Origin of the sequence: Streptomyces sp. NPDC015131 (assembly GCF_043079975.1) — a bacterium.
Classification (GTDB): domain Bacteria; phylum Actinomycetota; class Actinomycetes; order Streptomycetales; family Streptomycetaceae; genus Streptomyces.
Window position 1 is genome coordinate 349,606 of the sequence record NZ_JBIBVB010000001.1, and the last position, 16,460, is coordinate 366,065.

A 16,460-nucleotide genomic window follows, 5' to 3' on the forward strand; every position below is an offset into this window, starting at 1 on the left:
GGGGACGCCGGTACGGGGACGGGGCGGGCGGGCCGGGTTCGGCACCGCCCGCCGGACACCTGACGGTGGGCGCGGATCACTCGACGATCAGGCGGCGGCCCGGCAGCACCACGGCGTCCAGCTCCGTCTCCGCCAGCAGTTCCAGGGCCTGGTCGAGGTGGTTCAGGATGGGCATGCCCCCTCCGTTGGCACTGGTGTTGATGAGCACGGGCAGCCCGGTCCGGTCGCCCACCGCGTGGCACAGCCGGTGCAGCAGCGGGTGGGTGTCCGGCCGTACGGTCTGGAGGCGGGCCGTGCCGTCGATGTGCCGCACCTCGGCGAGCCGGTGCGCCTCCTCGGGCCGCACCCGCACCGCGAACAGCATGCTCTCGGTGTGGTCCAGGGGGCCGCTGAAGAACCGGTCGGCGACCTCCTCCGGGCAGATCGGCGCGACCGGGCGGAACCACTCGCGGCCCTTGATGGTCCGGGACACGTACCGCCGGGCACCGTCCCAGTGCGCCGACACGAGCAGCGAGCGGTGGCCGAGCGCCCGGGGGCCCGTCTCCAGGCCGCCGTCCAGCCAGGCCACGCAGCGCTCCCCGGCCAGCAGGTCCGCGACCGCCCGGACCAGTTCACCGTCGTCGGCGCAGCCGCGCCCGGTGAGCCCGAGGGCGGCGAGCCGCGCCGTGATCCCGCCGGGTTCCGCCCGGTCGTCGCACCCCTCCAGCGGGGGCCCCGCGTACGCCAGCCGCGCCCACCCCGAACGGCCCGCCGGGGCCGGGCGCTCGGACGGATCGGCCACCGCCAGCGCCGCGCCCAGGGCCACGCCCGAGTCGTCGCAGCAGGTGGGGACGGACACCCGGGTGAACCGCCCGGACTCCACCAGGCCGCTGTTCGCCGTGATGTTGAGCGCGCAGCCGCCCGCGTAGCAGAGCGTGGAGTAGCCCGGGAACCGTTCGCTGATCCCGGTCGCCAGCCGCACGAGGTCCCGCTCCACGGCGGCCTGCAGGGTGGCGGCGAGGTCCCGGCAGACCCGCTCGTCGGGCGAGGTCCCCACCAGGGTGGTCCGGCCGTCCGGGGTGCGGATCTCGTCCGGGAAAACGGACCCGTAGGAGTGCACCACGTCGTCGTCCGAGGAGTCGGCGAGCCCCGCGTCCAGATAGCCGCCGCTGACGGGGTCGTACTCCCACCAGGTGTCGGCGTACCGCAGCGCCGAGCCGGCCAGCCGGTCCTCGTCCAGCCGCTCGTACAGGTCGGGGGAGGCGCACCGGGTCGCCTGCGGGACCAGCATGGCGCGCAGCACCGGCAGCAGGGCCGGGTCGCTCGCGCCGGTCGCCGCGAGGCCGAGCAGCTTGCCGGTGTCGAACTGGCTGCCGTGCACCCGCCGCGCCAGCGCCTCGTAGACCAGGCCGAAGCGCGGACCGCCCCGGTTGGTGAAGGACATCACGGGCGTCAGCCGGTCGCCGTCGCCGAGGCAGACCATGCCGCACTCGGCGTAGTTGCCGGTCCCGTCCAGGGCCAGCACCAGCGCCTTGCGGGCGCCGGAGGTGTAGTACGCGAGCGCGGCGTGGGCGTAGTGGTGACGTACGGCGACGAGCGTGATGTCCCCGAGGCCCTCGGCGAGCGGCCAGTCCACCGGCTTGATCACCCGGGTCACCGCGTCGGCGAGCCCGGCCCCGCCGGGGGCCGTCCAGCGCGCGTCCTCGTTGACCAGCTCGACCAGCGCCGGGGGCAGGACCCGGCACACCGGGGTGTACCAGTCCGCGACCGCGACCCGGGTCACCGGGCTCGCCGCCCCGGCCCTCAGCTCCGCCAGCCACTGCGCCGCGGCCTCCGGGAAGCCGCCGTTGCCGCCGCACACATGGCGCAGCCGCAGCCGGCGTTCCGCCTCGACGACCCGGTAGCCGTCCGCGTCGGTGAGGGCGGCGCCGGCGTCATGGCCGAAGTGCATGCCGATCGTTGCCATGGACCGGTCACCCCTCCCCGGCCGGCCGGGACCGGAGCGGCACCCAGGACCGGAGCGGCACCCCGGACCCGCGCCGCATCCCAGGCCCGTACGGGGCGCCGGACCCGTACGGCGCCTCGGGCCCGCGCCGCGTCACGGACCCGCTCATGACAGCGCCGTGAGGCTCTTGGCGTGGTGCCGCTCCAGGAGCCCCTGCACCACCTCGCGCATATAGGCGCAGTAGCCGGGCGACATCACCTGGATCGACCCGTTCTCCTCCTCCAGCGCGCCCGCCGAACCGCCCGAGCAGGTGCCCTGCAGCTCGCACCCCTGGCAGCCCGGTCCGTTGGTGTAGGCGCGCATGCCGTAGTCCTGGTAGGCGGGGGAGGTGAAGATGCCCCGCCAGTCGTCGATGGTGCCCAGCGACCGCGCGGTGGCCTTGCACGCGAAGACACTGCCGTTGGGCTCGATGGAGAGCTGCCGGCCGACCGCCGGGCAGGTCTTGTAGTCGGCCTGCTCGGCCCACTTGGCCTCGTCGATGATCATCTGGAAGGTCTGGTACCAGTAGCCGCTGAGCTGCACCCCCCGCTCACGGCCGTAGTCGACCGCGTCCAGCAGCCGCCGGGCGACGTCGTGCGGACTGTGCCGCGCGAAGAACTCGTTGGCCTGGAAGGAGACGATGACGTCCAGGGTGTCCAGACCCGCCTCCGCGACGAAGTCGATCAGCGGGGTGCCCCACTTCTCCCAGGTGTACTGGGACAGCACCGTGGTGATGCTGACCGGGACGCCGGCGGCCTTCATGTCGAGGATCGCCTTGCGGACCACCGGCCAGGGCGTGCGCTGCTGCTGACCGCCGCGGAACTCGCCGGTCTCCGGCACCAGGTAGTCGATGGAGACCGTGGTGTCGACCCGGTGCGCGGCGAGGGCCGCCAGCAGCTCGTCGTCGATGCGGGAGCCGTTGCTCGTCATGTCGTACGAGAGGCTCACCCCGTCGTACCGGTCGCCGAAGGTGCGCAGCACGTGCAGGATCGTCCCGCGCGCCAGGGTGGGTTCGCCCCCGAAGAAGGACACGCTGAGGTGGCCGCCGCCGTTGGCCTTCCGCAGCGCGATGGCCTCCTTGACCGTCTTCTCGGCCACCGCGTGCGACATGTGCATGGACGGGTTGCGGCCGGAGTCCGAGCCCTGGTTCCAGTCGCCCCGCGCCAGCGTCGGTCCCGAGTCCGTACGGGCCGCCGGGCCGCTGTCCTCGCGGGAGCGGCGCAGCTCCACCAGCACCGGGCCGGGCTTCACCGACTCGCCGGAGGTGTTGCGTTCCTCCACGCCGCCGTCGAAGTTGTACGCGAAGCAGCCCTGGCAGGAGAAGTTGCAGGCGTTGGTCAGCACCAGCTGGATGGAGGAGTGGAACACCCCGGTCCCGAGCACTTCCTGACGGCTTTTCAGCAGATCGTCGATCTCCCGGGCCTCGTCGTGCCCGGCCTCGACCAGGAACCGGGCCTCCACCAGGTCCCGCAGGGCGTCGTCGTCGACCCGCTCCCGCAGCCGTTCCACGCTGAGGCCCCGGGAGGCGTCCCGCAGGAGTTCCACCACGTCCTTGTCGATGATCCGCGCATTCCCGTAGAGCGAGTGAAAGGCCATGGTCGGCTCGTCGCCCTCATATGATCCAAGACGCCCGCCGAAGGACGTGAAATCCCGGTCGCCCGCGGCGCGCAGGGTGCGGACGTAGCGCGACGACTGATACACCGAATTCTGCATGCTGAACAATTCTCCCTGCGTCTCGCGGCTGTCGGCACGGCACGGTGCGGTGCGTGGCCCCCGGGACGCGGGCCGGGCCCGGTGGGTGCGGCCGGACGCCCCGGGGGCGGTTCGCCGGACGAGCCCCGATCAGTCCCGGAGCCCGGGTCGTGCCGTCGGGGCCCCGTCCGCCCGTGGGCGCGTGGACCGTCCGGGGAGCCCGCGGGCGTCACCCTGACGACGCACGTCAGGCGGGGGTGGACTCTTTCCGCTGCCCGGTGGGGGCGGTGCCGCTCTCCGCCTGCTTGCGGACCGGCGTGATGGTCGGCGCGTTGCCCTTGTCGGGCGAGACGAACGCGCAGGGCCGCGTCGACGCGGTGACCGCGGGACGGGCGACCTTCCTGACTTCGGCCATGTGGCCTCCTCATTTCGGTGCGGGACACAACGCGGTCCACTGAAGCAGAGGAAAGGAGGGGCGATAAGTCGGCATCAGGACATGCTGACGCCGAATCCCCGCGCGCGGCGCGGTGCGGGAAATGGGATCTTCGGCCGTTCCGAATTCCCAGGCAGAACCGGTGATGCGGCGGAATGTCTTCTTGATCGGAATTCCGGCGGGGCGCTCGCCGCCCTGTCCGGACTGTTCCGACCTGGCGCGAGCGCGCGGCGGGAACCGGCGAGAACCGGCCAGCCCGGGAGTACGGGACGGGGCCGAGCCGCCCCCGGCCGCGGTACGGCGGCGGGGGCGGCCCGGCGGGGCTACCGGCCCCGGCCGAGCGGCGCCCCGGCGTCCGGGGCGGGCGGCACCGGGGGAGCGGAGGGCACCGGGGGAGCAGCCGGCGGCGCCGGGGGTGCCGGGGGAGCGGAGGAGCCGGAGGGCGGGAGCCGGTCGGCGGACGCCTGGAGGTCGGCGTCGAGCCGCGTCAGGTCGGCGGTCAGCGCCGCCATCAACTCCTCCATCTGCTGCAGCAGGCCCTTGGGGTGCTCCGGCAGGATCTGCTCGGGCACGGCTTCCTGGGACATGGCGGCCTCCTCGGCCCCGGCCCGCCCCGGCCGGGGGCGGGCGGCAAGAGAGAACGACGCACCGGCAACCGCCGCCGGCGCGCGGGCCGGGCGGTCCGGCACCGCCGGGCCAACGAGGGGCGCGGGCCACGGGTCACTGGCCCGGCCGTGAGCGGACGCCGGTTCCGCGAAGATCACCCGGCCGGGAGAGCGGGGTTGACGGCGGGGACCCGTGCAGGATGGGGCCATGGACCTCCGCATCTTCACGGAGCCCCAGCAAGGGGCCGACTACGACACCCTGCTCACCGTCGCCAGGGCCACCGAGGACCTGGGCTTCGACGCGTTCTTCCGCTCCGACCACTATGTCGCCATGGGCGGCTCCGACGGGCTGCCCGGCCCCACGGACGCCTGGATCACCCTGGCCGGGCTGGCCCGGGAGACCCGGCGGATCCGGCTCGGCACCCTGATGACCGCCGGGACCTTCCGGCTGCCGGGCGTGCTGGCCATCCAGGTCGCCCAGGTCGACCGGATGTCCGGCGGCCGGATCGAACTGGGCCTGGGGGCGGGCTGGTTCGAGGAGGAGCACACGGCGTACGGCATTCCCTTCCCCAAGGCCCGGTTCGCCCGCCTGGAGGAGCAGCTCGCCATCGTCACCGGCCTGTGGTCCACGGAGCCCGGGGACACCTTCTCGTACGACGGGAGGTACTACCGGCTCACCGACTCGCCCGCGCTGCCCAAGCCCGCGCAGCCGAAGGTGCCCATCCTGGTGGGCGGGCTCGGGGCGACCCGTACGCCCCGGCTCGCCGCCCGGTTCGCCGACGAGTTCAACGTCCCGTTCGTGTCCCCGGAGGACAGCGCGCGGCAGTTCGGCCGTGTCCGGGCCGCGGCCGAGGAGGCCGGGCGGGCGGCGGACGACCTGGTGTACTCCAACGCCCTGGTGGTCTGCGTCGGCGAGGACGACGCCCAGGTGGCCCGCCGGGCGGCGGCCATCGGCCGGGAGGTGGCGGAGCTGCGGGCCCACGGCCTCGCCGGCTCGCCCGACGAGGTCGTCGACACGATCGGCCGGTACGCCGCGATCGGGTCCTCGCGGATCTACCTCCAGGTGCTCGACCTGGACGACCTGGCCCACCTGGAGCTGATCGCGTCACGGGTGATGCCCCAGCTCGACTGACCCGCACGCGCGAAATCCGCTGGTCGGCCCGTGCCCGTACGGCAATACTCGGACGGGTGTTCATGACGATCAGTACGACCGGTGACCCGCTCCGACCCGCCACCGACCTGGGCTTCCTGCTGCACAAGCATCCCGGCCGGGCGCAGGCGTTCTCCACCGCGCACGGCACCGCGCACGTCTTCTACCCGGAGGCGTCCGACGAGCGCTGCACGGCCGCGCTCCTGCTGGAGGTGGACCCCGTCGCGCTCGTCCGGCGCGGCCGGGGCAAGGGCCGGAGCGGTACGCCGGACACGGCGCTCGCCCAGTACGTCAACGACCGGCCGTACGCCGCGTCGTCGCTGCTGGCCGTCGCGATGGGCTCGGTCTTCCGGACCGCGCTCAGCGGCACCTGCGCGGCGCTTCCCGAGCGGGCGGCCCGGCCGCTGCCGCTGCGGATCGAGATCCCCGCGCTGCCCGCGCGGGGCGGCGCCCCGCTGGTCCGCGCCCTGTTCGGCCCGCTGGGCTGGACCTCCGTCGAGGCGGAGCCGGTGGCGCTGGACGAGCGCTTCCCCGGGTGGGGCGAGTCCCGTTACGTACGGCTGGTGCTGGAGGGGGAGCTGCGGCTCGCCGCCGCACTGCGGCACCTGTACGTCCTGCTGCCGGTCCTCGACGACGCCAAGCACTACTGGGTGACGCCCGACGAGGTGGACAAGCTGCTGCGGGCCGGCGACGGCTGGCTGGCCGGCCACCCCGAGCACGCGCTGATCACCAGCCGGTACCTGGCGCGCCGCCGGGGCCTGACCCGGCAGGCCATGGAGCGCCTGGAGCTGGTCCGCCTCGCCGAGGCCGACGACCTGGGCGTCGAGGACGTCGACAACGCCGTGGACGAGGCCACCGACACCGAGGAGAGGCCGGTGCCGCTGGCCGAGCGGCGGCGGGAGGCGATCCTCCGGGCGCTGGACGCGGCCGGTGCGGCCACCGTCCTCGATCTGGGCTGCGGGCAGGGCCAGTTGGTCCAGGCGCTGCTGCGGGACCCCCGGTACACCCGGGTCGCCGGCGTCGACGTGTCCGTACGGGCGCTGACCGTCGCCGCGCGCCGGCTGCGGCTGGAGCGGATGGGGGAGCGGCAGGCCGCGCGCGTCTCCCTGTTCCAGGGCTCGCTCACGTACACCGACAAGCGGCTCAAGGGCTATGACGCGGCCGTCCTCAGCGAGGTGATCGAGCACCTCGACCTGCCGAGGCTGCCCGCACTGGAGTACGCGGTGTTCGGCTCGGCGCGGCCCGCGACGGTGATCGTGACGACGCCGAACTCCGAGTACAACGTCCGCTGGGAGTCGCTGCCCGCCGGGCACGTCCGGCACGGCGACCACCGGTTCGAGTGGACGCGCGAGGAGTTCCGCGCCTGGGCGCACGGTGTCGCCGAACGCCACGGCTACGGCGTGGAGTTCGTCCCCGTGGGCCCGGACGACCCGGAGGTGGGGCCGCCGACCCAGATGGCCGTGTTCCGCACCGCCCCGGCCACGGACGCGCCCACCACCACCGAAACCGCAACAACCACAACCACGACCGCGAAGGAGGAGAAGGCCGCATGACCGAGACCACGCCCACGACCACCGGCGGGACCCGCAGGCTCCCCGTCCCCGACCTCTCCCTCGTCGTGCTCGTCGGCGCCACCGGCTCCGGCAAGTCGACCTTCGCCCGCAAGCACTTCCGGCCCACCGAGATCGTCTCGTCGGACTTCTGCCGGGGGCTCGTCGCCGACGACGAGAACGACCAGAGCGCCAGCGGCGACGCCTTCGACGTCCTGCACTACATCGCCGGCAAGCGCCTCGCCGCCGGCCGGCTCACCGTGGTCGACGCCACCAGCGTCCAGCCGGAGAGCCGCCGGCAGCTCGTCCGGCTGGCCCGCGAGCACGACGTCCTGCCCGTCGCCGTCGTCCTCGACATGCCCGAGGACGTCTGCGTACGGCGCAACGCCGGCCGCCCGGACCGGGCGCACCTGCCCCGGCACGTCGTCCAGCGCCACCGCCGCGAACTGCGCCGCTCGCTGCGCGGCCTGGAACGCGAGGGCTTCCGCAAGGTGCACGTCCTGCGGAGCGTCGAGGAGGCCGAGACCGCCGAGGTGGTGCGGGAGCGGCGGTTCAACGACCTGCGGCACCTCACCGGCCCCTTCGACATCATCGGTGACATCCACGGGTGCAGCTCCGAGCTGGAGACCCTGCTCGCCAAGCTGGGGTACGAGGACGGCAGGCACCCCGACGGGCGCACGGCGGTCTTCGTCGGCGACCTCGTCGACCGGGGCCCGGACAGCCCCGGTGTGCTGCGCCGGGTCATGGGCATGGTCGCCTCGGGGAACGCGCTCTGCGTCCCCGGCAACCACGAGAACAAGCTCGGGCGCTGGCTCAAGGGACGCCAGGTGCAGCGCACCCACGGCCTGGCCGAGACGATCGCCCAACTGGAGAGCGAGAGCCAGGAGTTCCGCGACCGGGTGCGGACCTTCATCGACGGGCTCGTCAGCCACTACGTCCTCGACGGCGGCGCGCTGGTGGTCTGCCACGCCGGACTGCCCGAGAAATACCACGGCCGCACCTCCGGCCGGGTGCGCTCGCACGCGCTGTACGGCGACACCACCGGCGAGACCGACGAGTTCGGCCTGCCCGTGCGCTACCCGTGGGCGGAGGAGTACCGGGGTCGCGCCGCCGTGGTGTACGGCCACACACCGGTGCCCAGCACCAGCTGGGTCAACAACACCATCTGCCTGGACACCGGCGCGGTGTTCGGCGGGCGGATGACGGCGCTGCGCTGGCCGGAGCGCGAGCTGGTCGACGTACCGGCGGAGCGTGTCTGGTACGAGCCGGTCAGGCCGCTCGCCACGGAGGCGCCCGGCGGGCACCAGGGCCGGCCGCTGGACCTGGCCGATGTGCACGGGCGCCGGGTCGTGGAGACGCGGTACGCGGGCAACGTCGGCGTACGGGAGGAGAACGCCGCCGCCGCGCTGGAGGTGATGAGCCGGTTCGCGGTCGACCCGAGGCTGCTGCCGTACCTGCCGCCGACGATGGCGCCGACGCCGACGTCCCGGCTGGACGGCTACCTGGAGCACCCGGCGGAGGCGTTCGCGCAGTACCGCGCCGACGGGGTGCAGCGGGTGGTGTGCGAGGAGAAGCACATGGGCTCGCGGGCGGTGGCGCTGGTGTGCCGGGACGCGGACGCGGCGCACCGCGCGTTCGGTGTGACCGGGCCGGCCGGCGCCCTCTACACCCGTACGGGCCGGCCGTTCTTCGCCGACGAGCGGGTCACCGAACAGGTACTGGACCGGCTGCGCGCGGCGATCGGGGCGGCGGGGCTGTGGGACGAGCTCGCGGGCCCCGGCGAGGGCGGCGACTGGCTCCTGCTCGACGGGGAGCTGATGCCCTGGTCGCTGAAGGCGTCGGGGCTGCTGCGCTCGCAGTACGCGGCGGTCGGCGCCGCGTCGCGCGCGGTGTTCCCCGGCGCGCTCGGGGCGCTGGAGGCGGCGGTGGGCCGGGGCGTGGACGTGTCCGGGCTGCTGGCCGCGCAGCGCGAACGGGCGGCGGACGCGGCGGCGTTCACCGAGGCGTACCGGCGCTACTGCTGGGACACCGAGGGGCTGGAGGGCGTGCGGTTCGCGCCGTTCCAGATCCTCGCGGCGCGCGGGCGGAGCCTCGCGGACGTCCCGCACGACACCCAGCTGGCGTGGCTGGACCGGCTGGTGGAGCACGATCCGTCGGGCCTGCTCCAGGGCACCCGCCGGCTGGTGGTGGACACCGGGGACGAGGCGTCGGTCCGCGCGGGCATCGACTGGTGGCTGGAGCTGACCGGCGCGGGCGGCGAGGGCATGGTCGTCAAGCCGCTGGCCGGGCTGGTCCGCGACGGCAGGGGCCGGCCGGTCCAGCCGGGGGTGAAGGTGCGGGGCCGGGAGTACCTGCGGATCATCTACGGCCCGGAGTACACCCGCCCGGAGAACCTGTCCCGGCTGCGGGAGCGCCACCTCGGCCACAAGCGGTCCCTCGCGCTGCGCGAGTACGCCCTCGGCCTGGAGGCGCTGGCCCGCCTCGCCGACGGCGAGCCGCTCTGGCGGGTGCACGAGGCGGTGTTCGCCGTCCTCGCCCTGGAGTCCGAGCCGGTCGACCCCCGGCTCTGACCGACGGCGCACGTCTCCCGCCCCCGGCTCCGGCTCCCGGCATCCGGCATCCGGCTCCGGCCCCCGGCCCCGGCATCCGGCTCTCGGCTCCCGGCGAGGGCCGGGGGCCGGGGGCCGTGGGCCGAGGGGCGGGAGATGTCCGCCGTTTTCCCGGGTGAAGCGGGGCTCGCGCGGTGAGGATGGAGACATGGGATTCCATGTCGATTCCGAGACCGGGCGGCTTCGCCGCGTCATCCTGCACCGGCCCGATCTGGAGCTGAAGCGGCTGACCCCCACCAACAAGGACGCGTTGCTCTTCGACGACGTGCTGTGGGTGCGGCGGGCGCGGCAGGAGCACGACGGCTTCGCGGACGTGCTGCGCGACCGGGGCGTGGCGGTGCACCTCTTCGGGGACCTGCTGCGCGAGGTCCTGGAGATCCCGGAGGCCAGGAAGCTGGTCCTGGACCGGGTCTTCGACGAGAAGGAGTACGGGCCGCTCGCCACCGACCACATAAGAGCGGTGTTCGACGCCCTGGACACCCCGGCGCTGGTGGAGGCGCTGATCGGCGGGATGACCAAGCGCGAGTTCCTGGCCGGGCACGCCGAGCCGACCTCGGTCCGCTTCCACGTCATGGACCTGGACGACTTCCTGGTGCCGCCGCTGCCCAACCACCTCTTCACCCGCGACACCTCGGCCTGGATCTACGACGGGGTGTCCATCAACGCCATGCGCTGGCCCGCCCGCCGCCGGGAGACGGTCCACTTCGAGGCCATCTACAAGCACCACCCGCTCTTCACCGGCCCCGAGGCGGGCCCCTTCCACCACTGGTCGGAGGGGCAGGACGACTACCCCTCCACCATCGAGGGCGGCGACGTCCTGGTCATCGGGCGGGGCGCCGTCCTGATCGGCATGAGCGAGCGGACCACTCCGCAGGCCGTGGAGATGCTGGCGCGCGGGCTGTTCGCGGCGGGCTCGGCCCGGACGATCGTGGCGCTCGACATGCCGAAGAGCCGGGCGTTCATGCACCTGGACACGGTCATGACGATGGTCGCCCATGACACGTTCACCCAGTACGCCGGGCTCGGCATGCTCCGCTCGTACACCATCGAGCCGGGCGAGGGGCACCGGGCGCTGAAGGTCACCGACCATCCGCCCCAGCACATGCACAGCGCCATCGCCGGGGCGCTGGACCTGCCGGCGATCCGGGTGCTGACCGCCACGCAGGACGTGCACGCGGCGGAGCGCGAGCAGTGGGACGACGGGTGCAACGTCCTGGCGGTGGAGCCGGGGGTGGTGGTCGCGTACGAGCGCAATGTCACCACCAACACACATCTGCGCAAGGAGGGCATCGAGGTGATCGAGATCCCCGGCAGCGAGCTGGGCCGGGGCCGGGGCGGGCCGCGCTGTATGAGCTGCCCGGTCGAGCGGGACGCGGACCCCGGTTAGGGGCGGGCTGCCCCGGCCCGGCCGGCGGGGGTGCGGTCGCCGGGCTTGTGATGCTCGCGCACCGCGATCCTGGCCAGCTTGGTGAGCATCATCCCGTTGCGGATCGAGACGAGGTAGTCGACGGGGAGCCCGTGCATCCGGAGGCCCGGGCCCCGCAGGGGGTGCCATTCGAGGAGGAAGAGGGTGTGCTCGTACCAGGGCACCAGGTTCATGGCGATCCGGGCCGCGCCGAAGGGGCCCGCCTTCGCCTCCAGCTCCAGGCGGTGCCGGGGCTCGCAGATGCGGACCACGCAGGTGTCGTCGAGGGCCAGCGGGCCGGCGCCGACCCGGACGCGCAGGCGGGCGCCCACGTCCGGCCAGTGCGGGTCGACGGCGATCACGCGCTGGGTGCCGGTGACCCATTCGCCGTAGCGGTGGCCGTCCGACAGCAGGGCCCACACCTCGGACGGTGAACTCAGGATCAGTCGGCGATTCCGGGCCACACCGCTCACGCTCCTTCGTTTCGCCGGGGCGCCGGGGTCGTCCGCCGGGACCCGGCGTTCATCATCTCGCGGCCGGGCGTGGAACGCTTCCCGGGAGGGACCGGGGCCCAGGCGGGGCCGGGGAGCCGGGAGGGCTCCTCGAAGCCCGGGTTCCGTATATTAATGTGAAGTCTCGTATAGACTTACGGTTCCCGTCTTTGGATCCCAGGAGTTCTCATGGCCACCGATCTCACCGGCCGCCACTTCATCAAGGAGCTGGACCTCACCGCCGAGGAGTTCCGCGGCCTGGTCGCGCTGGCCGCGGAGCTCAAGGCGGCGAAGAAGGCGGGCACCGAGGTCCAGTGGCTGCGCGGCCGGAACATCGCGCTGATCTTCGAGAAGTCGTCGACCCGGACGCGCTGTGCCTTCGAGGTCGCCGCCGCCGACCAGGGGGCCTCCACCACCTACATCGACCCGGCCGGGTCCCACATCGGCACCAAGGAGTCCGCCAAGGACACCGCCCGCGTCCTCGGCCGGATGTTCGACGCCATCGAGTTCCGGGGGGACGCCCAGGCCACCGTCGAGGAGCTGGCCGCGCACGCCGGGGTGCCCGTCTACAACGGCCTCACCGAGGACTGGCACCCCACCCAGATGCTGGCCGACCTGCTCACCATGACCGAGCACGCCGGCAAGCCGCTGGAGAGCGTGACCTTCGCCTACCTCGGCGACGGCCGCTACAACATGGGCAACTCCTACCTCGTCACCGGCGCCCTGCTGGGCATGGACGTCCGGATCGTGGCGCCCAAGACGTACTGGCCCGCCGACGAGGTCGTCGCCCGGGCCCGGGAGCTGGCCGACGCCTCCGGTGCCCGCCTCACCCTCACCGAGGACATCGCCGAGGGCGTGCGCGGCGCCGACTTCGTCGCCACCGACGTGTGGGTCTCCATGGGCGAGCCGAAGGAGGTCTGGGACGAGCGCATCGCCGCCCTCGCCCCGTACACCGTGACCATGGACGTGCTGCGCGCCACCGGGAACCCGGACGTGCGGTTCCTGCACTGCCTGCCCGCCTTCCACGACCTGGGCACCTCGGTCGCGCGGGAGATCCACGAGCGCCACGGGCTGACCGCGCTGGAGGTCACCGACGAGGTCTTCGAGTCGGAGCACTCGGTGGTCTTCGACCAGGCGGAGAACCGGATGCACACCATCAAGGCCGTCATGGTGGCCACGCTGGGGGACCCGGCCTGACCCGGTCCGGCCCGTCCGGGTCCGTCCGGGTCCGACGCGGTCCGGTCCGACGCGGTCCGGTCCGGCGCCCGGCTCGGCATGGCGGGCATGGTGATACGCCCGATGGGGTGAATATGCGGCGCTGCCGTTAATATCGGGACAGATGGGGGGTCCGGCGTCACCCGCGCAGGCGGGCGGCGCCGGACCCCCTTCGCCTGCACCCCCCACGCGCACCCCGGGCGCGCGTGTGTACCGGAGAAGAGAATCACCCCATGCGTCCCAGCGGACCGTCCCGCATCAAAAGCCCTGCCCAGCTGATCGCCGAGTCCGGCGCGGACCTCGAGGGGCACGGCCTCAAGCGCAGCATGGGCCTCTTCCAGCTCGTGTGCTTCGGCGTCGGCGCCATCGTCGGCACCGGGATCTTCGTCGGGCTCTCCGACAGCGTCGCCGAGGCCGGCCCCGCGGTCGTCGTCTCCTTCGTGCTCGCCGCGATCACCTGCGTGTTCACGGCGTTCTCGTTCGCCGAGCTGGGCAGCGCGATCCCCGTCTCCGGCAGCTCGTACTCCTTCGCGTACGCCACCCTCGGCGAGCGCGTCGCCTTCCTCGTCGGCTGGTGCCTGCTGCTGGAGTACGGCGTGTCGGTGTCCGCCGTCGCCGTCGGCTGGGGGCAGTACCTCAACGAGCTGCTCGACAGCCTCGTCGGGTGGCAGCTGCCCGAGGCGCTCGCCGGCCCGCCCGGCGACGGCGGAGTCGTCAACATCCCGGCCGTCGTGGTGATTGGCCTCGCCGCCGTCCTGCTGGTGCGGGGCGTGCGCGAGAGCGCCCGCGCCACCGCCGTGATGGCCGTCGTCAAGATCCTCGTGCTGGTCCTCTTCTGCGCGATCGCCTTCCGCGCCTACCAGGCCGACAACCTCACGCCCTTCGTCACCCACGGCCTCGCCGGGGTCACCTCCGGGGCGTCCGTGGCCTTCTTCTCGTACATCGGCTTCGACGCGATCACCACCGCCGGCGAGGAGGTGAAGAACCCGCGCAAGAACGTGCCGCTGGCCATCATGATCTGCATCGGGATCGTCACCCTGCTCTACTGCCTGGTCGCCGTCGCCGCCATCGGCGCGCTGTCCGCCGACGAGGTCGCCGACCAGCCCGCCGCGCTCTCGCTGATCGTGGACCGGGTCACCGACTCCGCCGTGGGCGGCGGTGTGATCGCCTTCGGCGCGGTCGTCGCCATCGCCTCCGTCGTCCTCGCCGTGATGTACGGCCAGACCCGCATCCTGATGTCGATGTCCCGCGACGGGCTCGTCCCGCGCGTCTTCGAGAAGGTCTCCCCGAAGACCTCCACCCCGGTCGCCAACACCTGGATCGTCGCCGCGGTCTTCGCCGTCCCGGCCGCGGTCGTCCCGCTGGACGTGGTTCTCAACCTGACCACCATCGGCACCCTCGCCATCATGGTCGCCGTCAACATCGCGGTCGTCGCGCTGCGCCGCCGCCACCCCGGCCTGGAGCGGGGCTTCCGGGTGCCGCTCTACCCGCTGAGCCCGGTCCTGGGCGTCGCCATGTGCCTGTACCTGATCTGGGGGACCGGCTGGACGACCTGGGTGCAGTTCGCCGTCTTCCTGGTCGTCGGAGCCCTGGTGTACGCCCTCTACGGGCGGCGCCACTCCCGCCTCGGGCGGGTCACGGAGCCTGCATCCCCGGAAGCGTGAACCAGACGGCCTTGCCCCGGTCCGTGCGGCGGTGACCGCAGGCCGCGCTGAGGGTGCGGATCAGCAGCAGGCCGCGCCCGTGCTCCTGCCACGGATCGGGCGGGGTGTCGTGCCCCGGTACGAGATCGCCGGGCGGCGCGGGGTCGCGGTCGTGCACCTCGACCCGGCAGCCGCTCGGCAGCAGCCGCACCACCAGCTCGATCGGGCCCTGGCCGGCGGTGTGCTCCACCGCGTTCGCCACCAGCTCGGCCGTCAGCAGCTCGGCCGTGTCCCGGTACGCCGACGCGTCCAGATCCGCCAGCGCCGTCCGTATCAGGGCGCGGGCGAGCGGCACCGCGGCGGTCGTGTGCGGCAGCGCGACGCGCCAGGAGGAGGGTCCGGAAGCTTCGGGCACAGCGGGGATCCGTTCGGTGAAGCCGGTTCCATTCGGGAGCGGGGCGGGCGGGGGCGGGGCGTCCGGCGGCGTTCCGCGGCGCCGCGACGCTGCGGCGCGCAGGGGAGGGAATGGGGACGAAAACGGGACTGGGGGGACCGGGGGAGGGGGGAGTGAGCGGTGGTACGGGAGAAAACGGTGGGAGCGGGGGAAACGGTGGGTGCGGGGGAAACGGTGGGACAACAGCAACCCGTGAGGTTTGCCTTCAACCTTACGTAGCGCAGTCGGCCGCACCAGAGGCCCCGGGCGACCCGCCGGGAGACCTGTGCCACAGCCGCTACAGAACCCCCGTCACTCGGCGACAGTCGTGACAAAAGGTCACCGCTCAGCTTATCGCGCCTACGTGACGGAAGTCACGCACAAGTGATAGCTTCGAGGGGCAGGCATCTGCGCAGGCAGACCGAGGAGGGCCGCACCCGTATGAGCCCCTTTTCCAGCTCCGCTTCCCGCACCGCCGCCTGGGAGCATGTGCGGCTCGCCGTGGACGACGGCGTCGCCACCGTCACCCTCGCCCGCCCCGCCCGGCTCAACGCGCTCACCTTCGGCGCCTACGCCGACCTGCGCGACCTGCTCGCCGAGCTGTCCCGCGAGCGGGCCGTCCGCGCCCTGGTGCTCGCCGGCGAGGGCAAGGGCTTCTGCTCCGGCGGCGACGTGGACGACATCATCGGCGCCACCCTCGCCATGGACACCGCCGAGCTGCTCGACTTCAACCGGATGACCGGCCAGGTCGTCCGGGCGCTGCGCGAGGCGCCCTTCCCGGTGATCGCCGCCCTCCACGGGGTCGCCGCCGGCGCCGGCGCCGTCCTCGCGCTCGCCGCCGACTTCCGGATCGCCGACCCCACCACCCGCTTCGCGTTCCTCTTCACCCGGGTCGGCCTCTCCGGCGGGGACATGGGCGCCGCGTACCTCCTGCCCCGGGTGGTCGGCCTCGGGCACGCCACCCGGCTGCTGATGCTCGGCGACCCCGTGCGCGCCACCGAGGCCGAGCGCATCGGCCTGATCAGCGAGCTGACCGAGGAGGGCGCCGCCGACACCCGCGCCGCCGAGCTGGCCCGCCGCCTCGCGGACGGACCCGCCCTCGCGCACGCCCAGACCAAGGCGCTGCTCACGGCCGAGCTGGACATGCCGCTCGCCGCGTCCGTCGAGCTGGACGCCGCCACCCAGGCCCTCCTGATGAACGGCGAGGACTACGCCGAGTTCCACGCCGCCTTCACCGAGAAGCGGCCGCCCAAGTGGCAGGGGCGGTGACC

The 16,460-nt window shown here is 73.5% G+C and carries 13 protein-coding genes; 7 read left to right on the plus strand and 6 right to left on the minus strand.

Annotated elements, in window-relative coordinates; translation table 11 throughout:
- Nucleotides 1-76: 76 nt before the first annotated feature.
- From ACF08D_RS01355 to ACF08D_RS01370, 4 genes are all read right to left on the minus strand, one after another.
- Complete coding sequence (locus ACF08D_RS01355; RefSeq protein ID WP_392220385.1) at nt 77-1,945, minus strand: carbamoyltransferase C-terminal domain-containing protein; 1,869 nt, start codon at nt 1,943-1,945, stop codon at nt 77-79.
- A 144-nt stretch (nt 1,946-2,089) separates the two neighbouring features.
- On the minus strand, nt 2,090-3,676 hold the full coding sequence (locus tag ACF08D_RS01360; RefSeq protein WP_392220386.1) for a radical SAM protein: 1,587 nt from the start codon (nt 3,674-3,676) through the stop codon (nt 2,090-2,092).
- A 226-nt stretch (nt 3,677-3,902) separates the two neighbouring features.
- Nucleotides 3,903-4,070 (minus strand): hypothetical protein, encoded by a 168-nt coding sequence (locus ACF08D_RS01365; RefSeq protein WP_392220387.1) that lies wholly within the window; start codon nt 4,068-4,070, stop codon nt 3,903-3,905.
- Nucleotides 4,071-4,411: 341 nt separating this feature from the next.
- On the minus strand, nt 4,412-4,675 hold the full coding sequence (locus ACF08D_RS01370; RefSeq protein WP_392221221.1) for a hypothetical protein: 264 nt from the start codon (nt 4,673-4,675) through the stop codon (nt 4,412-4,414).
- Between the two features lie 226 nt (nt 4,676-4,901).
- Between ACF08D_RS01370 and ACF08D_RS01375 the strand changes: the two genes are divergently transcribed.
- The 4 genes from ACF08D_RS01375 to ACF08D_RS01390 all read left to right on the plus strand — a co-directional run bounded on the left by ACF08D_RS01375 (nt 4,902) and on the right by ACF08D_RS01390 (nt 11,389).
- Nucleotides 4,902-5,825, plus strand: a complete 924-nt coding sequence (locus ACF08D_RS01375; RefSeq protein WP_392220388.1) for an LLM class F420-dependent oxidoreductase — start codon at nt 4,902-4,904, stop codon at nt 5,823-5,825.
- 56 nt (nt 5,826-5,881) lie between these two features.
- Nucleotides 5,882-7,396: a 3' terminal RNA ribose 2'-O-methyltransferase Hen1 gene (locus ACF08D_RS01380; RefSeq protein ID WP_392220389.1), complete on the plus strand. Its 1,515-nt coding sequence runs from the start codon at nt 5,882-5,884 to the stop codon at nt 7,394-7,396.
- The gene (locus ACF08D_RS01385; RefSeq protein WP_392220390.1) at nt 7,393-9,963 is read left to right on the plus strand and encodes a polynucleotide kinase-phosphatase; all 2,571 of its coding nucleotides are present in this window, start codon (nt 7,393-7,395) and stop codon (nt 9,961-9,963) included. The genes ACF08D_RS01380 and ACF08D_RS01385 overlap by 4 nt, the downstream gene beginning before the upstream one ends.
- A 187-nt stretch (nt 9,964-10,150) precedes the next feature.
- Nucleotides 10,151-11,389, plus strand: a complete 1,239-nt coding sequence (locus ACF08D_RS01390) for an arginine deiminase (RefSeq protein WP_392220391.1) — start codon at nt 10,151-10,153, stop codon at nt 11,387-11,389.
- Here ACF08D_RS01390 and ACF08D_RS01395 read toward each other — a convergent pair.
- Nucleotides 11,386-11,871, minus strand: coding sequence for an SRPBCC family protein (locus ACF08D_RS01395; RefSeq protein ID WP_392220392.1), 486 nt, complete (start codon nt 11,869-11,871; stop codon nt 11,386-11,388). The genes ACF08D_RS01390 and ACF08D_RS01395 overlap by 4 nt on opposite strands.
- A gap of 216 nt (nt 11,872-12,087) precedes the next feature.
- Here ACF08D_RS01395 and argF point away from each other — a divergent pair, with 216 nt between their 5' ends.
- Nucleotides 12,088-13,095, plus strand: coding sequence for an ornithine carbamoyltransferase (argF, locus tag ACF08D_RS01400; protein ID WP_392220393.1), 1,008 nt, complete (start codon nt 12,088-12,090; stop codon nt 13,093-13,095).
- 251 nt (nt 13,096-13,346) lie between these two features.
- Nucleotides 13,347-14,777 carry an amino acid permease gene (locus tag ACF08D_RS01405; RefSeq protein ID WP_392220394.1) on the plus strand — a complete coding sequence of 477 codons (1,431 nt, stop codon included), beginning with the start codon at nt 13,347-13,349 and terminating at the stop codon, nt 14,775-14,777.
- Here the strand turns inward: ACF08D_RS01405 and ACF08D_RS01410 are convergent.
- Entirely contained in the window at nt 14,749-15,180 is a 432-nt protein-coding gene (locus ACF08D_RS01410) for an ATP-binding protein (protein WP_392221177.1), read from the minus strand. The two genes, ACF08D_RS01405 and ACF08D_RS01410, sit on opposite strands and share 29 nt — an antisense overlap.
- A gap of 450 nt (nt 15,181-15,630) precedes the next feature.
- On the opposite strand from ACF08D_RS01410, the gene ACF08D_RS01415 reads away from it, so the two are divergent.
- Complete coding sequence (locus ACF08D_RS01415; RefSeq protein WP_392220395.1) at nt 15,631-16,458, plus strand: enoyl-CoA hydratase family protein; 828 nt, start codon at nt 15,631-15,633, stop codon at nt 16,456-16,458.
- Nucleotides 16,459-16,460: the final 2 nt, after the last annotated feature.